An 18,833-nucleotide genomic window follows, 5' to 3' on the forward strand; every position below is an offset into this window, starting at 1 on the left:
CAACCGCCATGGCTATCTTCCTCAACAAGGACAGCAAGGTCATCGTCCAGGGCATGACCGGTGCCACGGGCATGAAGCACACCAAGCTCATGCTCGCTGACGGCACGAACATCGTGGGTGGCGTGAACCCGCGCAAGGCGGGCACGTCCGTCGACATCGACGGCACCGACATCCCGGTCTTCGGCACGGTCGCCGAGGCGATCGAGAAGACGGGCGCCAACGTGTCCGTCCTCTTCGTGCCGCCGGCCTTCGCCAAGGCCGCCGTCGTCGAGGCGATCGACGCGGAGATCCCCCTCGCGGTCGTCATCACCGAGGGCATCGCCGTCCACGACTCCGCCGCCTTCTGGGCGTACGCGAAGTCGAAGGGCAACAAGACCCGCATCATCGGCCCGAACTGCCCCGGTCTCATCACCCCGGGCCAGTCGAACGCCGGCATCATCCCGGGCGACATCACGAAGCCGGGCCGCATCGGCCTGGTCTCGAAGTCCGGCACGCTGACGTACCAGATGATGTACGAGCTCCGTGACATCGGCTTCTCCTCCGCCGTCGGCATCGGTGGCGACCCGGTCATCGGTACGACGCACATCGACGCGCTCGCCGCGTTCGAGGCCGACCCCGACACCGACCTGATCGTGATGATCGGCGAGATCGGTGGCGACGCCGAGGAGCGTGCCGCGGACTTCATCGCGAAGAACGTGACGAAGCCGGTCGTCGGTTACGTCGCGGGCTTCACCGCGCCCGAGGGCAAGACCATGGGCCACGCCGGCGCCATCGTCTCCGGCTCCTCCGGCACGGCCGCCGCGAAGAAGGAGGCCCTCGAGGCCGCCGGCGTCAAGGTCGGCAAGACGCCGACCGAGACGGCGAAGCTGGCGCGCGAGATCCTCGCGGGCTGAGCTTTCAGCTGACGTCGAGTGGGCCCGTACTCCCGGACAGGGGGTACGGGCCCCCTCGCGTTTTCCGGACCGCGCGGCGATCGCCGGAACCGGCACCGGCGTCGTCCGGACCGCCGGACGGCACCGGCGTCGTCCCCGGACCGCCGCGCCGGCTTCATCTGGTCTGCGGGACCAGCCTGCCCGGTCCGTTCGCCGTCTCCGAGCGGAGCTTGGTGCGCAGGTCGAGTTCCTCCTGGGAGAGCGTGCCCGGAGCGGCCTTCGGCGGTACGCCCCGGACGGTCGCGGGCGGGGCCAGGGGCGGCTCGTAGTGGTCCGGTGCCGTTCTCAGCGCCATCGAGGTGGCGCCGACGAGCAGGGTGGTGAAGGCGATGGCCGCCCGGGTCCAGTGCCGGGCGCGCCGCTCGCTGCCGGTGCGCACGGTCGTCGGCCGGGCCGCGCGCAGCCGCTCCGCACCCGCCAGCGCGGCGAGACGGCGGTGCAGCTTCCCCGGATCCGCCAGTTCCGGGATGCGGGCGGCTACGGCTTCGCGGGCGTGCAGCAGCCGGTTCGCGGTGGCGGGTGTGCTCGCCTCCGTCTCGGCCGCGGTCTCCGGCAGGCCGAGCCCGACACCGTCGTACAGCAGCAGGGTGCGGCGGTGGGCGGGCGGCAGTCTGAGCAGTTCGGCGAGCAGCGCGCGGTCCGTCGCGTCGGCGGGGGGTGCCTCCGGGTGCCGGTGACGCGGGCGCAGCCGGTGCCAGGGGGAGAGCGCGCACTCGTACGCGGCCGCCCGCACCCAGCCCGCCGGGTCCCGGTCGACGGCCACCTCGGGCCAGCGCTGCCAGGCGAGTTGGAAGGCCCGCTCCACGGCTTCGCGCGCCAGCTCGCGCCGCCCGGTGAGCAGAAACGTCTGCCGTACGAGGGACGGGGAGCAGAACGCGTAGAGCGCGTCGAAGGCCTGAGTGGGCGTCAGGGGGCGTGGCAGGAGGACGAGTTTGGGCTCGCCCGGGATCCTGGGGGGCTGCACCGCCGTGGTCCGCACCGGGGACGCCGGGGTTCCCGCCGCGTCCGAGGACGGGGCCGCGGGTGCCTCGCCGGCCGGTGCGGGCGAGAGGTGCTCGCGGGCTTCGCGGGCTTCGCGGGATACGGCCATCTCGGCGCCGGCACAGGCATGTTCGAGCCCGTGTTCGGGCGCGTGTTCGGGTACGGCGACGGGCGTCCGACCGGACGTCGCGTCAGAGTCCGGCCCGGATGACGTATCAGAGTCCGGCCCGGATGACGTATCAGAGTCCGGCCCGGATGACGTATCAGAGTCCGGCTCGGATGACGGGCCTGCGGTGGCCTCGGCCGACTCCAGCGCACCCTTTGAGCCGGAGCCGGAGCCGGAGCCGGAGCCGGAGCCGGAGCCGGAGCCGGAGTCGGAGCCGGAGTCGGAGCCGTGCGGTGACGCGGCATCAGACGCGGTACCGGAAACGGGTGTCGGTGCCTGCGGGGGCGCCGGCTTGGGCTTCGGTGCCGCCAGCAGCTTTGCGTACGCTTCCCGTTTGCGGCCGCGTGGTGTCGTACGACCGCTCTCCCATGAGCGCACGGTCTCGCGGCTGACGCCCACCTTGGCGGCGACGTCGGCCTGGCTCAGCGACTTGGCCTCGCGCAGGCGCCGGCGTTCCTTGGGGGACGGCAGCGGGGTGGCAGGGCTCTGCGTCACAGGGCGCCCCTTCGTACGAAAAAGTACATAAACGTATATTGAGCGACACATCGGGGGTTTGCCTGTTACGCCGAGAAAGCGCGTGTCGTTGGGAGCATGGCGGGTGTGACCCATCTGACCGACCGCCGCCCGTCGTTGCCGCCCCTGCTCACCCGGATGCGCGGCCGATCCCCCGGACTGGGTGCCGCCTTCCTGGGCGGTGCCGTCGCGGCGGGGCTCGGGCTCGCCTCCTTCGCCGTGCTCGTGATGGTGCTGTGGGTCAGCTCGCCGTACCCCGACAGCGGCCCCGACGGAGCGCTCCACATGGCGGCGTCCCTCTGGCTCCTCGCGCACGGCGTCGAACTCGTCCGCACCGAGACCCTGTCGGGTGTCCCCGCGCCCGTGGGTCTCACCCCGCTGCTGCTGGTCGCGCTGCCCGTGTGGCTGCTGTACCGGGCGGCGCGGGACGCCGTCGACGGCGTGATCATGCCGCGTACGGCGTGGGCCGGCGCCGTCGCGGGATACCTCGCGGTCGGCACGGCGGCCGCGCTGTACGCGTCCGGCGGGGAGCTGCGCCCTTCGTGGGTGTTCACCGCCCTGTGTCTGCCCGTGCTGGCCGCGGGCGCGGCGGGCGCGGGGGTGTGGGCGGCGTACGGGTGCCCGCACGGGCCCATGCCGCCGTGGGGGCGGCGTGGTCTCGCCGCACTTCCCGCGGGTGTACGCCGCTTCGTCACCGATTCCGTCCTGGCGCCGGAGGCCAGGGGGCGCGTCCTGGCCGTGGTACGGGCGGCCGGGGCCGGCGTGGCGGCGCTCGTCGGGGCGGGCTCGCTGCTCGTCGCGGCCTCATTGGTGTGGCACGGGGGAGCGGCGCGGGGCTCCTTCGTGCAGCTCACGGAGGTGTGGTCGGGCCGCTTCGCGGTGCTGCTGCTGTGTCTGGCGCTGGTGCCGAACGCGGCGGTGTGGGCGGCGGCGTACGGGCTCGGCCCCGGCTTCGTGCTGGGCGCGGGGCAGGTCGCGGCGCCGCTGTCCGCTGCCGCTCCGCCGCCGCTGTTGCCGGCGTTTCCGCTCCTGGCGGCGGTGCCGGGGGCCGGCGGGACGCCACTGAGCTGGCTGGTGGGAGTGGTGCCGGTGGCGGGCGGAGCGACGGTGGCGTGGTGTGTGGCGAGGGCGGCGACGAAGGAGCGGGCGGCGGCCTGGTCCTGGCGGCGGACGGCCGGCTCGGTGGTCCTTGCCGCCGGGCTGTGCGGGCTCGCGTTCGCGCTGCTCGCCGCGCTGGCGGGCGGACCGCTGGGCAGTGCGGCGCTGGCCCGGTTCGGGCCGGTGTGGTGGGAGGCGGGCGGCGCGGCCGGGGGATGGGCCGCGGTGCTGGGGGCGCCGGTGGCGGTGGGACTGCGGGGGTGGTGGCTACGAGGATCCCGGGACACGGAGCCTGCGGAGCGGGAGACTCCGGTACGGGGGCCCGAGGCGCCGGAATCGGAGACGGACGGGTCGGCCGGACCGAACGAGCCGTCCGCCGGGTCGGTCTCGGGTGGGCGCCGGTTCCGGGTGGGCACGGCGTCGGCGGGTTCCGTCGCCGCCTGGTTCTCGTGGGCGAAGCTGTCCCGTCCGGACCGGGGTGTGCCGCCGTCTGCGCCGACTCCCGTACCCGGGCCGGCGCTTGCTTCGACGCCGGCTCCGGTTCCGGCAGCGGTGGCAGCGGCGGTCGCCGAGGCGGATCTCGAGCTGTACGACTTCTTGCCGTCCGACGGCGTGGGCTGGCACGACGACGAGTCCCGTCAGGCCCGCTGGGCGGCCCTCAAGGAGGCGTCCACTCCAGCGGAACCGTCGAAGGACCCGGACCCGAAGGGATCGCTAGATCCTCGGGATCCTCGGGATCCTCGGGATCCTCGGGATCCTCGGGAATTGCAGCAATCGCAGGGGCAGCCGAAATCCTCGGAGCCGGGGCATCCGCAGGAACCGCCGGAGCGGCAGCCGGAGCCGTGATGCGCCGGCCGCGGTCACCGTGGTCGGAGGCTGGGACGCGTCAGCGGGTGCCCAGGAAGCCCCGGAGTTCCTTGGGGAGAAGGTTGTCGCAGGACTGCTTGGACGCGTTGGTGAGGGCGTCCTTCGTGCAGGTGTAGTAGTCGCTGTAGACGAGCTGGGCGGTGAAGGTCGCGGCCACCATGATGATCGCCAGGGACGCGGTGACCAGGCCGCTCACGGCGGCGGTCGTCTGCGGCCGGACGTTCGGATCCGGGGCCGGGGTGTTCGCGTCCGGGGTGCGGGGCTTGGCGCGTACGGCGCTGATGCCCCAGTACAGAGCCAGTGAGCCCAGCAGCAGGGCCACGTACGGCCAGCTGAAGAGGGCGAAGAAGAACGCCCACATTCCGGACAGCAGTGCGTAGCGCGCGCGGCGCTGGGCCGGGTCCGTCGGGTCCCAGCGCATCCCCGCGCCGGGTCCGCCGCCCTGGCCTCCCTCCGGTCCGCCCTGCCCGCCCGGTCCGCCCTGTCCTCCGGGGGTGCCGGGGCGGTCGCCGAATCCACCGCCCTGTGAGGGGCCGGGCTGGCGGTCGCTCCACTGGCTGCCCCAGGGAGAGCGTCCGCCGCGGCCGCCCTGCTCCGAGCCCGGCTCCGCGCCCTCTCCGTCGCCGCCGTCGGCGGGCCGGCGCGGCTGCCACGGACGGTCCGGGGTTCCTTCCGGGGGCGCCGCGAACGGGTTGTCGTCCGAGGGGGCCTGCGGGTTTCGCCCACCCGAGGAGCCACCCGAGGTGCCCCGTCCACCCGATCCGTCGTGCCCACCGGGGCCGCCGCGGTCCGAGCCGTCGGGTCCACCGGAGCCGTCGCGCCCACCCGGGCCGTGCCCATCCGAGCCGTGCCCACCGGAACCGTGCCCACCCGAGGAGTCATGTCCGCCCGAGCCGTCACGTCCGTCCGACGAGTCACGCCCGCCGGCGGAACCGTGCCCGGCGCCGGGTGCGCCCCCGCTCTCCTGCGGCGGGGTAGGCGAAGAGCGCCGCTCGCGCAGCAGCAGCGGAGGGAGTCGGAGACTGCGGTCCGGCATCAGGTGTGCGTCTTCCCCTTGGTGGTTCTGGCGGGCGCGTGTCACCGAGCTGTCGCTCCTGACCCACGCCCCGATTCTTCGCTCCGGGACTCACGCCCCGGCCGCCCGGCCTCCGGGACTCACGCCCCGGCCGCCCGGCCTCCGGGACTCGCGCCCCGGCCGCCCGGCCTCCGGGACTCGCGCCCCGGCCGCCCGGCCTCCGGGACTCGCGCCCCGGCCGCCCAGCCGCCCAGGACGAACGCCCCGGGGTTCACAGCAAAGATCATGCCCCGGACGTCGGGTTCCAGGGCCCGCGCCCCGAGCTTTCGTGCTTGTGCCTGGTCAACGTCCCGCGTGTGCAAGGCGTTCCCCGCGGTGGGGCGGTACCCCCGGGCGGGTCCTGCCCTGACGCTACCTTCCGGCCGCGCCCCCGTCCCGTGGGGGCTGTCCGGAGTGCCGGTATCGTTGCTGGCGGTCGGCCGCTTCGTAGACTTCCCCGTATCCCGGGGCGCGAAGCATTCGTATGACCGTACAAACGCTTCCCCGAGAAAGGGCCCCGCCGTGGCCAAGGCCAAGCGCCTCGTCGTGCTGGTCTCCGGATCAGGCACGAATCTGCAGGCACTGCTCGATGCCATCGCGGCGCAGGGCACCGAGGCCTACGGCGCCGAGATCGTGGCCGTCGGCGCGGACCGGGACGGCATCGCCGGGCTCGAGCGCGCCGAGCAGGCGGGCGTGGCGACCTTCGTCCGCCGGGTCAAGGACTACGGCACCCGCGAGGAGTGGGACCAGGCGCTCGCCGAGGCGGTCGCCGCCCATGACCCCGACCTCGTCGTGTCGGCCGGGTTCATGAAGATCGTGGGGAAGGAATTCCTCGCCCGGTTCGGCGGGCGGTTCGTCAACACGCACCCCGCCCTGCTGCCCAGTTTCCCGGGAGCCCACGGCGTGCGCGACGCGCTCGCGTACGGCGCGAAGGTCACCGGATGCACGGTCCACTTCGTCGACGACGGCGTCGACACCGGCCCGATCATCGCTCAGGGCGTGGTCGAGGTCCGGGACGAGGACCATGAGGACAGTGGCGCCGCTCTCCATGAGCGCATCAAGGAAGTCGAACGAAGGCTGCTCGTCGATGTCGTGGGGCGGCTCGCCCGCAACGGCTATCGCATCGAGGGACGAAAGGTAGTTATCCCGTGACCGCCGAAGGCACGAACGGTACGAACGGTTCGCAGGAGCAGGACGGCAAGCGAGCCATCCGCCGCGCACTCGTCAGCGTCTATGACAAGACCGGGCTGGAAGAGCTCGCGCGCGGCCTGCACGAGGCCGGTGTCGAGCTGGTGTCCACCGGCTCCACCGCCGCGAAGATCGCCGCCGCGGGCGTCCCGGTCACCAAGGTCGAGGAGCTCACCGGCTTCCCGGAGTGCCTGGACGGCCGGGTCAAGACCCTGCACCCCAAGGTCCACGCCGGCATCCTCGCCGACCTGCGGCTGCCCGACCACCGGCGGCAGCTGGCGGAACTGGGGGTCGAGCCGTTCGACCTCGTCGTCGTGAACCTCTACCCGTTCCGCGAGACCGTCGCCTCGGGCGCGACGCCCGACGAGTGCGTCGAGCAGATCGACATCGGCGGTCCCTCGATGGTCCGCGCGGCGGCCAAGAACCATCCGTCCGTGGCCGTGGTCACCAGCCCCGCCCGGTACGGCGACGTCCTCGCCGCGGCCAAGGGCGGCGGCTTCGACCTCACCACCCGCAAGCGGCTCGCCGCGGAGGCCTTCCGGCACACGGCCGAGTACGACATCGCGGTCTCCTCCTGGTTCGCCTCCGCCTACGCCCCGGCCGACGACTCGCCGTTCCCCGAGTTCCTCGCCACCAGCCTGGAGCGCGCGCACACCCTGCGCTACGGCGAGAACCCGCACCAGCCCGCCGCGCTCTACACCGCCGGCACCGGCGGCCTGGCGGAGGCCGAGCAGCTGCACGGCAAGGAGATGTCGTTCAACAACTTCACGGACACGGACGCCGCGCGCCGTGCCGCGTACGACCACGACGAGCCGTGCGTCGCGATCATCAAGCACGCCAACCCGTGCGGAATCGCGATCGGCGCGGACGTCGCCGAGGCGCACCGCAAGGCCCACGCCTGTGACCCGCTGTCGGCCTTCGGCGGGGTGATCGCGGTCAACCGCCCGGTGTCGAAGGAGATGGCCGAGCAGGTCGCCGAGATCTTCACCGAGGTCATCGTCGCGCCCGACTACGAGGACGGCGCGCTGGAGGCCCTCGCCAAGAAGAAGAACATCCGGGTGCTCCGCGTACCCGGCGGCCTCGGCCACCCCATCGACGTGAAGCCGATCGACGGCGGCGCGCTGCTCCAGATCACCGACCGGCTGCAGGCCGACGGCGACGACCCGGCCAACTGGACCCTCGCGACCGGCGAGGCGCTGAGCGGGGACGAGCTCGCCGAGCTGGCCTTCGCCTGGAAGGCCTGCCGCGCGGTGAAGTCCAACGCGATCCTGCTCGCCAAGGACGGCGCCTCGGTCGGCGTCGGCATGGGCCAGGTCAACCGGGTCGACTCCGCGAAGCTCGCGGTGGAGCGGGCGGGCGCCGAGCGGGCCGCCGGCTCGTACGCCGCCTCGGACGCGTTCTTCCCGTTCCCCGACGGCCTGGAGATCCTCACCGCGGCCGGTGTCAAGGCCGTGGTCCAGCCCGGCGGTTCGGTCCGCGACGAGCTGGTCGTCGAGGCCGCGAAGAAGGCGGGCGTCACGATGTACTTCACGGGGACGCGTCACTTCTTCCACTGACGGCCGGACCCGCTGACGGCCGGACCCGCTGACGGCCGGACCCGCTGACGGTCGGACTGCGCTGACAGTCGGACTCCGCTGACGGTCGGCACCTGTGGAACGCGCCAGGGCCGTGTCTCCCCTTGTTCAGGGTGAGACACGGCCCTTGGCGTTGACGGCGACGAGCGGGCGCCGGGTCAGTAGCGCGGGCGCCGGAACCACTCGGCGGTCGGGCGCTTCGCGGCGAACACGATCAGCAGGATCGCGACGGCGAGGACGACGAGGCCGAGGCCGTACGCCGCGATGGTGAAGATGCCGGTGACGATCGCGAACGAGCCGTAGACGATCGAGCAGACCCGGATGCCGTTGCCGCCCTTGGCGTACTGCAGCAGCAGCACGAGCCCGAGGACGGCGAAGACGGCGGCGAGGCCGAGCATGAAGACGATGACGCCCTTGCCCAGGTCGGCGAACTGCTGGGTCTCCGAGTCGTTGGATATGCCGGCGTCGGCCATGGTCTGGTCCCACTGGGACAGCGCGTAGCCGTAGAAGCCCGCGAGGATCACGTGCACCACGGCCAGGACCGCCAGCATGATCCGCGCGGCACGGGTGATGCCGGGCATCTCGGCGGGAGCGCCACCGGGATAACCGCCCGGGTAGTCACCGTAGGACTGCTGGACCGGCGGGGCGGCGGGGTAGCCGTGCCCCTGCTGGGGCGGGGTCTGCTGCGGGTAGCCGTAGCCCGGGGCAGGCTGCTGCTGCGGCGGCTGACCGTAGGGATTGTTCGGGTCGCCAAAACTCATGGCGGTCTTTCCTCCGTTTGTTGCGAGCGCGGGGACGACGCGGCACGGTTCGGAGGAATGTTCTACAGAATGCGGTTCGTCCCCCCGGTACTGCCCGCGGCACTGTGCCTTTCATCGTTCTCAAGGCTCGGCTTGTTTGTCCAGCGGCTGTTGACATGTGTTGTGCAAGTGCAACATCGCTGATCATGGGCGTAGCGCGGGGGAGCGGGACCGCCGGGTCACGGGCGGATCACCGGGAGGCGCCCGGATTGGAACCGGGGGCGGGTCATCCGCGAGGATGGGGCCATGACCGCCCAGATTCTCGATGGCAAGGCCACCGCAGCCGCGATCAAGTCCGATCTGACCGCCCGCGTGGCGGCCCTGAAGGAGAAGGGTGTCACGCCCGGCCTGGGGACCGTCCTGGTCGGCGAGGACCCCGGCAGCCAGAAGTACGTCGCGGGCAAGCACCGCGACTGCGCCCAGGTCGGCATCGCCTCCATCCAGCGCGAACTGCCCGCGACGGCGACGCAGGAGGAGATCGAGGCGGTGGTCACCGAGCTGAACGAGGACCCCGCCTGCACGGGATACATCGTCCAGCTCCCGCTCCCCAAGGGCATCGACGAGAACCGCATCCTGGAACTGATGGACCCGGACAAGGACGCGGACGGACTGCACCCGATGAACCTCGGGCGCCTGGTGCTGAACGAGCCGGCCCCGCTGCCCTGCACGCCGAACGGCGTGCTCACCCTGCTCCGCCGGTACGGCGTCGAGATCAAGGGCGCGGAAGTCGTGGTCGTCGGCCGCGGGGTGACCATCGGGCGTTCGATGCCGCTGCTGCTCACCCGCCGCTCCGAGAACGCCACGGTGACCCAGTGCCACACCGGCACCCGTGATCTGTCGTCCCATCTCAAGCGCGCCGACATCATCGTCGCCGCGGCGGGCTCCGCGCATCTGATCCGGCCCGAGGACGTGAAGCCGGGCGCGGCCGTGCTCGACGTCGGCGTCTCGCGCAGCGCCGAGGGCAAGATCGTGGGCGACGTCCACCCGGGCGTCGCCGAGGTCGCCGGGTGGATCTCCCCGAACCCGGGCGGTGTCGGCCCGATGACCCGCGCCCAGCTGCTCGTCAACGTGGTCGAGGCGGCGGAGCGCAGTGTCGGCTGACGGCAGGTCCAAGGGCACGGAGACGCCGGACACGCGCGGCGCGGGCCCGGACGTCGCGGACGGGACCGCGCCCGCGGAGGCCGTGGAGGGCACGCACACGAAGTCCGCGGAGACCACCGACACGGGCGTCACGGAGACCACCGACACGGGCGTCACGGAGACCACCGACGCGGGCGTCACGGAGACCACCGACACGGGCGTCACGGAGACCACGGACGCGGGCGTCGCGGAGGGTACGGAGACGGGCGTGACGGAGGGTACGGGCGCAGGCGTCGTGGACGGCCCGAACGCGGGAGTGGATGACCGTACGAGTGCGGGAGCCGATGACCGTACGAGTGCGGGTGCAGAGGACGGCGCGCGTGCGGAACCGACCGTACGGGACGCCGTCAGCGCCCCCGACGCGACGGGCCGGCCGCGCCGCACCACGCGCCGCTTCCCGCTGTTCACCCGGGACACCGCACGGCCCGAGGGCGGCGGTCGCGCGGCGCCCCGGGGCGCGCCGGCGCCCGCCCGTCAGTGGCCGATCCTCGCCGTGCTGTCCGCCGTCGGGCTCGGGCTGCTGCTGACGGCGCTGGACGTCTTCCGCTTCGGCACGATCCTGATCGGGGCCGCGCTGCTGGGCGCCGCCGCCCTGCGCTGGATGCTCCCCGACGTGGGCATGCTCGCCGTCCGCTCCCGCTTCACGGACATGGTCACGTACGGCGTGCTGGGCGTGGCCATCGTGCTGCTGGCGCTGATGGCGCAGCCCTCGGTGCTGGAGATCCCGTTCCTGGACGACACCCTGCACTTCACGGTCCGCTGACCGCCGCACGCTTCACGGCACGACGGTGGCCCGCACTTCCCCCGGGAGTGCGGGCCACCGTCGTTCACCCCCGTCGCCGGGGGTCGTCTACCACCTCACGCCCGCGCGCAGCTTCCCCCAGGTCTTGGTGCCGACCTGGCCGTCCCACTGGCTGGAGTCGTTCGGAAACGCCTTCTTCTGTACGGCGATCACGGCGTTGTAGGTCTTGTCGCCGAACTTGCCGTCCTGGTCGAGCCAGTTGGGGTAGCTCGTGTTGTAGTTGATCAGGCACTGGACCTCCTTGATGCGCTTCACCGCGTCCGAACCGGTCTGCCCGGCCTTGGTGAGCGTCGTCCCGGAGTAGCCGCCGCACTGCGACGGTACGGAGGCGACGGTGTGCTCCGCGGCGAACGCGCCGGCCGCGGGGCCGACGGCGAGCCCGCTGCCCAGTGCCACGGCGGCCAGCCCGAGTGCGATGCGCTTACGTGTGTTCATGGTTCCGATTCCCCTTCTCGGATGCGGGGCCGGTGGTCTGCCGGTCCCTTCGTGCACTGCGGGGCCGGTGGTCGGCCGGCCCGTCGTGCGCTGCGGTGCCGGTGGTCGCCCGGCTCCGTCGTGTCCCAGAACGTACGGGCCGCCACGCACGCCACGCGTCCCGCGGCGGTTTGAACTCCGGCCCCTCCAGGGGCGGTAGCGGGCCGGTTCCTGCAACTTCCGCGGTACCGCGGAAGGTTGACGCCGGTGTCCGGGACGCGGGGTTACGCTGCGGCGATGCGCATCCGGCCGTCCCGCTCGTTCGCCGTCGACACGGTGATCGCGCTCGCCATGGTGGCCGTGGCCGTACTGCTCGGCGGGGAGTCGGTGCGCCAGGGGTGGCCGGAACTCGACTGTCCCGCCTATGCGCTGGTGGCCCTCGCGCATCTGCCGGTGGCCTTCCGCAGCCGGGCGCCGCTCGTCGTCTTCGGCGCCGTGCAGGCGGCCAGCGTGGTGTACATCAGCGCGGGCTACTGGCCGGTGGTGTGCACCTTCGGTCCGATGCTCGCCCTCTACACGGTCGCGTCCGTGCGCCCGGCCCGCACCACCGCTGTCTGCGTCGGCCTGCTCGTCGCCGTGTGGATCTACGCCGGTGTGGTCAGCGAGAGCGGCGCCATGGCGTCCGTCGTCGGGCAGGCCCTGCTCTTCTCCGCCGTGCTGTGGCGCTTCGGGTACCTGGCCCGGCGCTCCGCCGAACTCGCCCGTGAGCTCCGCGCCGAACAGGCCGAACGGGCCCGCCGCGAGGTCGCCGAGGAACGCGGGCGCATCGCCCGGGAGTTGCACGACGTCGTCGCCCACCACATGTCGGTGATCTCCGTGCAGGCGGGCCTCGCGCGTTTCGTCTTCGACTCCGACCCGCCCACCGCCCGCTCGGCGCTCGGCACGATCACCGGGACGAGTGCCGAGGCGCTCGACGAACTGCGGCGCATGCTCCAGGTGTTGCGGGAGGAGGACCTCGACGATCCCGGTGCGGCTCCCGCGGCCCCCATGCCCGGTCTGGCCCGGCTCGGCGAACTCGTCGAGCGCGTCCGGGCCGGCGGCATACCCGTCGAACTGCGCGTCGAGGGCCCCCCGCGTCCGCTCGCCCCGGGCGTCGAACTCTGCGCCTACCGCGTCGTCCAGGAGGCGCTCACCAACGTGCTGAAGCACGCCCGCGACGCGCGCGCCACCGTCGAACTCGTCTACCGGCGCCACCAGGTGACGGTCGAGGTCACGGACGACGGACAGGGGGTGATTCAGGACAGAGTCGGAACCGGTGGCGGGCACGGCTTGATTGGTATGCGGGAGCGGGCCAAGCTCTACGGCGGGACGATCAGCATCGGCCCGCGGAGCGGGGGCGGGTTCGCCGTGCGGCTGACCCTTCCCACGTCGGCGCAGGCCGCACGGCAGGGGGACGACCGTACGGAATGACCGGACCAGGCAGGCGGACCCGGCCCACCGGGCGTCCGGGGTGTGCCGGATGACCAGAGTGCTCGTCGTCGACGATCAGTTCCTGATCCGGGCCGGGCTCGTGGGGCTGCTGAACGCGGCGCCCGGCATGGAGGTCGTGGGGGAGGCGGCCGACGGCGACGAGGCCGTACGGCTGGCGGCCGAGACCCGGCCCGAGGTGATCCTGATGGACATCAGGATGCCCGGCACGAACGGGATCGAGGCCACCGAGCGCATCCTCGCGGAGGCCGCCGAGCCGGCCCCGCGCATCCTCGTACTGACCACCTTCGATCTCGACGAGTACGTGTACGGGGCGCTGCGGGCCGGTGCCTGCGGGTTTCTGCTCAAGGACTCGGGGCCCGAGCGGCTGCTCGCCGCGGTGGCCGCGGTCGGCGGCGGCGACGCGCTCTTCGCGCCCAGCGTCACCCGCCGGCTCGTCGAGGCCTTCGCCCGGCAGACCGGACCCGCCCCGGGCGACGAACCGCCCCCGGACCTCGGCGCGTTGACGTCCCGTGAGGTCGAGGTCCTGAAGCTGATCGCCCGGGGCCTGTCCAACGGGGAGATCGCGGACCGCCTCTTCATCAGCGAGGCCACCGTCAAAACGCATCTCAACCGCACGATGACCAAGCTCGGCCTGGACAGCAGGGCCCAAGCGGTGGTTGTGGCGTACGAGACGGGGCTGGTGACGCCGGGCGGATAGGGATGGCGCCGACCTACGCGATCCGTCCGGTCCCGGCGTCACTGTGCGTACCCGGTCTGCGGGTTGTGCTGTAGCCGCCCGCGGCGTTGCGCATGCCCGCGGAATCGAACATCCCTGGTTGGTGGCACGACCCCCGCCGCTGCGCCGACGATGGTCGGCACGGCGGCAAAGGGGGAGTTACGTGACGGACCGGGGTCGGGGGGAGTGGGCCGAGCTGCCCGCGGACCTGGGGCGGGAGGCTCGGGCGCTGGCCGAGCACTGCCGCCTCCTCAAGGAACGCACCGGGCTCAGCCTGGCCGCCCTCGCGGAGCGGACCCACTACTCGAAGTCCTCCTGGCAGCGGTGCCTCAACGGCCTCCAGACACCGCCGCGTTCGGCGCTGCGGGCGCTGGCCGAGGCCGCCGGGGCCGACCCGGTGCGGCTGCTGGGGCTGCGCGAGGCGGTGCTGCGGTCCGGCCGCGCTCCCCTGGCGACGCCGGGACTCCGGCCGTCGTCGGAGGTGAGCGGGCCCCCGGGGGCCGGGGCGCTCGCCCCCGACACCACAACGGCACCGCGGGAGCGGCGGGACGAGGAGTTCCCCGTGCCCGCCGCCCCCGCGGCCCCGCCGGCGGCCAGAGCGCGCCGCTGGCGGTTGCTGTCCGCCGTACTCCTGGCGGCTCTGCTCGCCGTCACCGCCGTGTCCCTGGAGATCCTCGAGCGGGAGGACACCGGGTGCACGACGGTGCCGTGACGGTGGATCAGTAGCTCGCCGCCACCAGCGAGCCGTCGAAGGTGACGAAGTAGACCTGCGGGCCGACGCCGCCGACCGTCAGACGCCGGAAGCGCGCGTCGTCGGAGCTGCCGTCGTAGCTGACGGTGCCCCGCCGGCCCACGGCGCCGAGGTTGTTGTCCGCCACGGAGAAGGACCGGGGGTCGGCCTTGCCGGTCACCCGGACGCCGTTCTGCTGCTGCCAGAACCTGGTCGCCGAGACGGTACGGCCGTTGAAGTCGCCGTCGATGTCGTCCTCGGTGAAGGCGCGCAGGGCGCCCCCGGAGGTCTTCCACTTGGCGCCGTCGGCCACCAGGACGGTCTGCCACAGGGCGACCGCGTTGCTCTCGTCGCCGCGCTGGAGCGTGCCCTCGTCGCTCCAGTCGTTGTGCGTGCCGCCGGTGCCGTCGACGAAACCGCTGTCCTCGGACGCCTGGGCGGTGCCCGTCACCGCGAATCCCCCGAGAGCGGCCCCCGCCGCCAGAACCGTCGCGACTGCTGCCTTGCGGATGTGCTTGCGCATGGTCTTCTTTCCTCCCCTGGGCCGCCTGTCCCGCTGATCCCAGTGATCCCCCGGTGCGGCCCGTGGCGTGTTCTGCCGACAGCCATCAAGTCGCCGTCAGCCCCTGGTCCGGCTCCCCGGACGGACGGAGGCGGGACGAACCGGGACGTCCCGGTCGTGGACGTGCGCTGTCCCGCCCCGCGCCGCGGGACAGCGCGGGACGGGACGGCCGTGGGACGGGATCCCGGGATGTGACGCCTGGTGCGGGGGTGGCGGACGGTGTGCTTCCGGGGCCGGACATGGCACGGCGCCCGTCCTCTCCCCCGTGGGAGGACGAGCGCCGTCGGCGGTTGACCGCCTGCGGTCAACACTCCTCCACGGTGAACAGCCTGTTCAACAGCCGTGAGTTCGCTGTGGCACGGAAGTGACCGTTCCGCCACCGTGTCCGCGCCCCGCAACGGGAACCGGCCCGCGGGGTTTCCTGGCGGCACCCGCACCCGCACTCGTACGCACGCCCGGGCGCGGTCGTGGCGCCTGAGTGATCCGGTCGCTCGCGTGACTCAAGTGGTCGCGCATGTGTTCCCGTTGTGTCGATGTGTTGACAAGTTCGAGGATGTGACACGAAGGCGCTGCACACCGTGCTTAACGTGTCCAATCGGGACGGTCCGGGACGGTCCGGGACGTCCTGTGCGGTCTTCAGACGTTCAGCCGGTCGTATACAGCGTCCCGGTGGGACACTGGACCGCGTCCCGATGGGCGTGCGACGGTGCATGTCTCGGCCCCAATGCTCCCGTGCGCCCCCATCCCGGGAACTGAGATCCCGGCCGGGCGCATCCCTGTGGGTAGCCAGAACGGGGACTCGGCAGAGGGCGCCACGCACGGGGGGAAGTGCGGGGAAGTCAGGCACGTACGGGGGGAAGAGGGGGGAAGCAATGCCTCGTTGGAGGGCCTTGCCGGACGAACTCGATCCGCAGGTCAGGGAGTTCGCGAGCCAGTTGCGCCGGCTCGTCGACCGCAGTGGACTGAGCATCGCCGCGGTGGCGGACCGCACGGGCTACAGCAAGACGTCCTGGGAGCGTTACCTCAACGGCCGGCTGCTCGCGCCCAAGGGCGCCATCGTCGCGCTGGCCGAGGTCACGGGCACCAATCCCGTTCATCTGACGACCATGTGGGAGCTCGCCGAACGTGCCTGGAGCCGCTCGGAGATGCGCCACGACATGACCATGGAGGCGATCCGGATCTCCCAGGCGCGCGCCGCGCTGGGGGAGTTCGGGGCCCCGCCGGCCAACGGCGCGGGCGGCAAGCAGGCCCGCAAGGGCAGAAGCGCGACGGCGACCCCCGGGATCGCCGGGCCCGCGGGGGTGGCGCCGACGGTGCCGCCGCAGCCGACGGCCCGGGACGCGGAGGACTCGTCGTACGGCGGCGGCGCGCGCGGCGGCGCAAGGTACGGGAGTCCGGGCTCCGGCGGGTCCGCGCGCGGTGGCTGGGGGGTCACCGCCACCACGCCGTCCGACCCGTCCGGGCCCTCGGGAGCCTCCGGCTCCGCCGGTCTCGCCGGGGCCGGCGGCTCCTTCGGTCCTGCCGGTTCCTTCGGTCCGGCGGTCGTGTCCGCGCCGTCCGGTCCGGGCGGGGGTCCGCCGCAGGACGCCCGGCCGCGGGACGGCGGTTCGCCCGACGGGGCGCGCCGCAAGCGGCGGCTGACGATGTTCCTCGCCGGTGTCGTCGGCGCGCTCGTGGTGATCGCCGCCGCCGTGTTCCTCACCGACGGCGGCGGCGACAAGAAGGACGAGGGGACGCCCAAGTCCCCCGCCGCCTCCGCGAGCACCGAGCCCGACCTGCCGGCCGGCGTGAAGTGCAGCGGCAAGGACTGCACCGGCAAGGACCCGGAGAACATGGGCTGCGGCGGTGAGCTGGCCAAGACCACCACCAGCGTCACCGTCGGCACGACCCTCGTCGAGGTCCGCTACAGCAAGACCTGCGGCGCGGCCTGGGCGCGTATCACCCGGGCGGCGGCGGGCGACCAGGTCGAGGTGTCCTCGGGTACGGCGGCCAAGCAGACCGGGTCGGTCGACACGGACACCGACGCGTACACCCCGATGGTGGCCGTCAAGGACGCCGACGACGCGAAGGCCTGCGCGACGCTGGCATCGGGACAGCGGGGCTGCACGGCATAGCGCCCACACCCGGCCCGCGGAGGTGAGCGGCTCCGCCCCTGGCCACCGCGGGCCTCGGTGCGGTCCCCGCGGCTTCGGCGGGGGCGGCCCCCCGGTGTGTTCCCGGCGTCGGCAGGGGCCGGACTCCCTGTGTGTTCCCGGCGTCGGCAGGGGCCGGACTCCCGGTGCCGGAGGGGCGGGCGAGGAAAGTCCCGTACGGAGGAATGCTCTTCCCGGTACGGGGCAGGCGGAACGGTACCCCCACGGGATCCGGACGCGTTCGGGAGCCAGACACCCCCTCTCGGGCCTCCCCGGTACCCCACCGCGGCCGCCGTGTCCCCCTCTCCCGGACCGGCGGCCGCCTCTTGCTTGTGGCCTGAACGGCCGCTGTGGGGCGGGCCACACGGGACCCGGCCGTCGGGGGTCCCGGATGCGCGATAGCCTGACGGCGGATCTCTCTTGACGCCGAGAGATCGATCATCGCAACCCCTGATCGATCAGTGCGGCGGTCGGCGCCGGTCATCCGGTCGGCGGCGGGGATCCTGCACCCGGGGCAGGGACGCCCCACCGCCAGCTGTCATACGGAGAACGCCATGACCCGCACTCCCGTGAACGTCACCGTCACCGGCGCGGCCGGCCAGATCGGTTACGCACTGCTCTTCCGCATCGCCTCCGGCCAGCTGCTCGGCGCGGACGTGCCGGTCAAGCTGCGTCTCCTGGAGATCACCCCGGCGCTCAAGGCCGCCGAGGGCACGGCGATGGAGCTCGACGACTCTGCCTTCCCGCTGCTTCAGGGCATCGACATCACGGACGACCCGAACGTCGCCTTCGACGGCACGAACGTCGGTCTGCTCGTTGGCGCCCGCCCCCGCACCAAGGGCATGGAGCGCGGCGACCTGCTCTCCGCCAACGGTGGCATCTTCAAGCCGCAGGGCAAGGCGATCAACGACAACGCCGCGGACGACGTCAAGATCCTCGTCGTCGGCAACCCGGCGAACACCAACGCCCTGATCGCCCAGGCCGCCGCCCCGGACGTACCGGCCGAGCGCTTCACCGCGATGACCCGCCTCGACCACAACCGCGCGCTGACCCAGCTCGCGAAGAAGACGGGTTCGACGGTCGCGGACATCAAGCGCCTCACCATCTGGGGCAACCACTCCGCCACCCAGTACCCCGACATCTTCCACGCCACGGTCGCCGGCAAGAACGCCGCCGAGACCGTGAACGACGAGAAGTGGCTGGCCGAGGAGTTCATCCCGACCGTCGCCAAGCGCGGTGCCGCGATCATCGAGGCGCGCGGCGCGTCCTCGGCCGCCTCCGCCGCCAACGCCGCCATCGACCACGTGTACACGTGGGTCAACGGCACCGCGGACGGCGACTGGACCTCCATGGGCATCCCGTCGGACGGTTCCTACGGCGTCCCCGAGGGCCTCATCTCCTCCTTCCCGGTCACCACCAAGGACGGGCAGTACGAGATCGTCCAGGGCCTGGACATCAACGAGTTCTCCCGCACCCGTATCGACGCCTCCGTCAAGGAGCTCGAGGAGGAGCGCGAGGCGGTCCGCGGTCTCGGCCTCATCTGAGCCGACTGACTCGCACGCCGAACAGGCCTCCCCCCGAACACACCCGGGGGCGGGGCCTGTTCGGCGTTCCGCACGAAATGCGTGCGTACGGAAAGTACGTATCGAACGTATGCGCTTTGTCCGTGCAAAA

The 18,833-nt window shown here is 72.7% G+C and carries 16 protein-coding genes; 11 read left to right on the forward strand and 5 right to left on the reverse strand.

What is annotated here, in order from left to right:
* Positions 1-8: 8 nt before the first annotated feature.
* Positions 9-893, forward strand: a complete 885-nt coding sequence (gene sucD / locus ACFVYF_RS27930) for a succinate--CoA ligase subunit alpha (RefSeq protein ID WP_389459707.1) — start codon at positions 9-11, stop codon at positions 891-893.
* A 154-nt stretch (positions 894-1,047) separates the two neighbouring features.
* Here sucD and ACFVYF_RS27935 read toward each other — a convergent pair whose 3' ends face one another.
* Complete coding sequence (locus tag ACFVYF_RS27935; RefSeq protein WP_389459709.1) at positions 1,048-2,574, reverse strand: helix-turn-helix domain-containing protein; 1,527 nt, start codon at positions 2,572-2,574, stop codon at positions 1,048-1,050.
* Positions 2,575-2,670: 96 nt separating this feature from the next.
* Between ACFVYF_RS27935 and ACFVYF_RS27940 the strand changes: the two genes are divergently transcribed.
* Complete coding sequence (locus ACFVYF_RS27940) at positions 2,671-4,536, forward strand: DUF6350 family protein (RefSeq protein ID WP_389459711.1); 1,866 nt, start codon at positions 2,671-2,673, stop codon at positions 4,534-4,536.
* Positions 4,537-4,576: 40 nt separating this feature from the next.
* Here ACFVYF_RS27940 and ACFVYF_RS27945 read toward each other — a convergent pair whose 3' ends face one another.
* Positions 4,577-5,593 (reverse strand): hypothetical protein, encoded by a 1,017-nt coding sequence (locus ACFVYF_RS27945; RefSeq protein WP_389459713.1) that lies wholly within the window; start codon positions 5,591-5,593, stop codon positions 4,577-4,579.
* A gap of 540 nt (positions 5,594-6,133) precedes the next feature.
* Here ACFVYF_RS27945 and purN point away from each other — a divergent pair.
* Complete coding sequence (gene purN, locus ACFVYF_RS27950; protein ID WP_389459715.1) at positions 6,134-6,763, forward strand: phosphoribosylglycinamide formyltransferase; 630 nt, start codon at positions 6,134-6,136, stop codon at positions 6,761-6,763.
* Positions 6,760-8,355 carry a bifunctional phosphoribosylaminoimidazolecarboxamide formyltransferase/IMP cyclohydrolase gene (gene purH / locus ACFVYF_RS27955; protein ID WP_389459716.1) on the forward strand — a complete coding sequence of 532 codons (1,596 nt, stop codon included), beginning with the start codon at positions 6,760-6,762 and terminating at the stop codon, positions 8,353-8,355. Before purN ends, purH begins: the two co-directional genes overlap by 4 nt.
* Positions 8,356-8,531: 176 nt before the next feature.
* Here purH and ACFVYF_RS27960 read toward each other — a convergent pair whose 3' ends face one another.
* The gene (locus tag ACFVYF_RS27960; RefSeq protein WP_389459718.1) at positions 8,532-9,134 is read right to left on the reverse strand and encodes a hypothetical protein; all 603 of its coding nucleotides are present in this window, start codon (positions 9,132-9,134) and stop codon (positions 8,532-8,534) included.
* A gap of 285 nt (positions 9,135-9,419) precedes the next feature.
* On the opposite strand from ACFVYF_RS27960, the gene ACFVYF_RS27965 reads away from it, so the two are divergent.
* Together ACFVYF_RS27965 and ACFVYF_RS27970 are read left to right on the forward strand one after the other, a co-directional pair.
* The gene (locus ACFVYF_RS27965; RefSeq protein WP_383291140.1) at positions 9,420-10,274 is read left to right on the forward strand and encodes a bifunctional methylenetetrahydrofolate dehydrogenase/methenyltetrahydrofolate cyclohydrolase; all 855 of its coding nucleotides are present in this window, start codon (positions 9,420-9,422) and stop codon (positions 10,272-10,274) included.
* Positions 10,275-10,569: 295 nt separating this feature from the next.
* Positions 10,570-11,076 carry a DUF3017 domain-containing protein gene (locus tag ACFVYF_RS27970; RefSeq protein ID WP_389459896.1) on the forward strand — a complete coding sequence of 169 codons (507 nt, stop codon included), beginning with the start codon at positions 10,570-10,572 and terminating at the stop codon, positions 11,074-11,076.
* An 87-nt stretch (positions 11,077-11,163) separates the two neighbouring features.
* Here ACFVYF_RS27970 and ACFVYF_RS27975 read toward each other — a convergent pair whose 3' ends face one another.
* Entirely contained in the window at positions 11,164-11,550 is a 387-nt protein-coding gene (locus ACFVYF_RS27975; protein ID WP_389459720.1) for a peptidoglycan-binding protein, read from the reverse strand.
* 276 nt (positions 11,551-11,826) lie between these two features.
* Here ACFVYF_RS27975 and ACFVYF_RS27980 point away from each other — a divergent pair, with 276 nt between their 5' ends.
* The 3 genes from ACFVYF_RS27980 to ACFVYF_RS27990 all read left to right on the forward strand — a co-directional run bounded on the left by ACFVYF_RS27980 (position 11,827) and on the right by ACFVYF_RS27990 (position 14,447).
* Positions 11,827-12,999 carry a sensor histidine kinase gene (locus ACFVYF_RS27980; protein WP_389459722.1) on the forward strand — a complete coding sequence of 391 codons (1,173 nt, stop codon included), beginning with the start codon at positions 11,827-11,829 and terminating at the stop codon, positions 12,997-12,999.
* Between the two features lie 49 nt (positions 13,000-13,048).
* Positions 13,049-13,717: a response regulator gene (locus ACFVYF_RS27985; RefSeq protein ID WP_389459723.1), complete on the forward strand. Its 669-nt coding sequence runs from the start codon at positions 13,049-13,051 to the stop codon at positions 13,715-13,717.
* A 181-nt stretch (positions 13,718-13,898) separates the two neighbouring features.
* A complete protein-coding gene (locus ACFVYF_RS27990; RefSeq protein ID WP_389459725.1) occupies positions 13,899-14,447 on the forward strand; it encodes a helix-turn-helix domain-containing protein in 549 nt (182 codons plus the stop codon).
* Positions 14,448-14,454: 7 nt separating this feature from the next.
* Here the strand turns inward: ACFVYF_RS27990 and ACFVYF_RS27995 are convergent, their stop codons facing one another.
* Entirely contained in the window at positions 14,455-14,988 is a 534-nt protein-coding gene (locus ACFVYF_RS27995) for a peptidoglycan-binding protein (protein ID WP_389459727.1), read from the reverse strand.
* 911 nt (positions 14,989-15,899) lie between these two features.
* Between ACFVYF_RS27995 and ACFVYF_RS28000 the strand changes: the two genes are divergently transcribed.
* Both ACFVYF_RS28000 and ACFVYF_RS28005 read left to right on the forward strand, forming a co-directional pair.
* Positions 15,900-17,141 carry a DUF2690 domain-containing protein gene (locus ACFVYF_RS28000; RefSeq protein ID WP_389459729.1) on the forward strand — a complete coding sequence of 414 codons (1,242 nt, stop codon included), beginning with the start codon at positions 15,900-15,902 and terminating at the stop codon, positions 17,139-17,141.
* A 572-nt stretch (positions 17,142-17,713) separates the two neighbouring features.
* Positions 17,714-18,703 (forward strand): malate dehydrogenase, encoded by a 990-nt coding sequence (locus ACFVYF_RS28005; protein WP_389459731.1) that lies wholly within the window; start codon positions 17,714-17,716, stop codon positions 18,701-18,703.
* The last annotated feature ends 130 nt before the right edge of the window (positions 18,704-18,833 follow it).

Source organism: Streptomyces sp. NPDC058274 (assembly GCF_042881375.1).
Classification (GTDB): domain Bacteria; phylum Actinomycetota; class Actinomycetes; order Streptomycetales; family Streptomycetaceae; genus Streptomyces.

What these genes read in the sequence shown, in the direction of transcription:
- ACFVYF_RS27995 (WP_389459727.1), bottom strand. Translation starts at nt 14,988, where the DNA reads ATGCGCAAGCACATCCGCAAGGCAGCAGTCGCGACGGTTCTGGCGGCG.
- ACFVYF_RS28005 (WP_389459731.1), top strand. Translation starts at nt 17,714, where the DNA reads ATGACCCGCACTCCCGTGAACGTCACCGTCACCGGCGCGGCCGGCCAG.
- ACFVYF_RS27985 (WP_389459723.1), top strand. Translation starts at nt 13,049, where the DNA reads ATGACCAGAGTGCTCGTCGTCGACGATCAGTTCCTGATCCGGGCCGGG.
- ACFVYF_RS27980 (WP_389459722.1), top strand. Translation starts at nt 11,827, where the DNA reads ATGCGCATCCGGCCGTCCCGCTCGTTCGCCGTCGACACGGTGATCGCG.
- sucD (WP_389459707.1), top strand. Translation starts at nt 9, where the DNA reads ATGGCTATCTTCCTCAACAAGGACAGCAAGGTCATCGTCCAGGGCATG.
- ACFVYF_RS27975 (WP_389459720.1), bottom strand. Translation starts at nt 11,550, where the DNA reads ATGAACACACGTAAGCGCATCGCACTCGGGCTGGCCGCCGTGGCACTG.
- ACFVYF_RS27940 (WP_389459711.1), top strand. Translation starts at nt 2,671, where the DNA reads ATGGCGGGTGTGACCCATCTGACCGACCGCCGCCCGTCGTTGCCGCCC.
- ACFVYF_RS27945 (WP_389459713.1), bottom strand. Translation starts at nt 5,593, where the DNA reads ATGCCGGACCGCAGTCTCCGACTCCCTCCGCTGCTGCTGCGCGAGCGG.
- ACFVYF_RS27960 (WP_389459718.1), bottom strand. Translation starts at nt 9,134, where the DNA reads ATGAGTTTTGGCGACCCGAACAATCCCTACGGTCAGCCGCCGCAGCAG.
- ACFVYF_RS28000 (WP_389459729.1), top strand. Translation starts at nt 15,900, where the DNA reads ATGCCTCGTTGGAGGGCCTTGCCGGACGAACTCGATCCGCAGGTCAGG.
- ACFVYF_RS27965 (WP_383291140.1), top strand. Translation starts at nt 9,420, where the DNA reads ATGACCGCCCAGATTCTCGATGGCAAGGCCACCGCAGCCGCGATCAAG.